This window comes from Brucella lupini (genome assembly GCF_002252535.1).
Lineage (GTDB): Bacteria > Pseudomonadota > Alphaproteobacteria > Rhizobiales > Rhizobiaceae > Brucella > Brucella anthropi.
Window position 1 is genome coordinate 1 of record NZ_NNRN01000008.1, and the last position, 731, is coordinate 731.

Consider the following 731-nt stretch of genomic DNA (forward strand, 5'->3'; position numbering starts at 1 on the left):
CAAACGGGAATCCCGAATCCGGTTAACAGCGACATGCTTTAGGCCGCCGACTTCGTATTGGTCGGGTCGAAGAGCAGCACGCGACCGAAGCGGGAGCGCAGGCTTCCGCTGATTGTCGGACGAATAGCGGGCATAGAGGGCGGCACGGGTCATGAATCGGTTCCCCTTCACTCGGCAATGCACTGCGTCTGCATGGCTCGTCGCGGCTGGCGCTGCCTGTCAGCGCAGGCCCGCCTTCCTGCCTCACAAGCCCTCGCCGGGACGGAGCCGGCCGGTCAAGGCTGACGCGGAACGCGCCACCGCGGTAAGCGGCTCGGCCTTGAGGGGCGGCTTCGTTCCGGCCCCCTCAAGCAAGCAAAAAAGGCTTTCACCGTAGATGCCTGCCAGCACATCATTGCAACACATCTTGTCTTCCGGCACGGGCATAACATCCGGCGCTTTGTCCAGAAAGCCTGTCAGAGCACCGCGTTTCGTCGTACCCGCACGTGCCTTGAGGAATTCGCTGGCCGTCTCCACGGCCCCGATCTTCTGTGCGACGGCGGAAATGATCCACTGATTGAGCGACACACCATCCTCCTGCGCCAGACGCGCGGCGGTCTCCTTCAAGGATTGCGGAAGTTGCAGCGGATATTTATAGCGTTGGGTCTGCGTCATGTGTTCAGTCTCCTGACGATCTCTCCCGGTGTTATCTGCGGGTTTCACTAATTCACGGACACCTTTTTCAGTAATAT

At 60.2% G+C, this 731-nt stretch carries 1 protein-coding gene; it reads right to left on the reverse strand.

What is annotated here, in order from left to right; translation table 11 throughout:
• Window positions 1-243: 243 nt before the first annotated feature.
• Window positions 244-654, reverse strand: coding sequence for a toxin-antitoxin system HicB family antitoxin (locus CES86_RS27770; RefSeq protein WP_235819852.1), 411 nt, complete (start codon window positions 652-654; stop codon window positions 244-246).
• Between the last annotated feature and the right edge of the window lie 77 nt (window positions 655-731).

Excerpts from the sequence above, each read along its gene's own strand:
- CES86_RS27770 (WP_235819852.1), bottom strand. The coding sequence starts at position 654 with ATGACGCAGACCCAACGCTATAAATATCCGCTGCAACTTCCGCAATCC.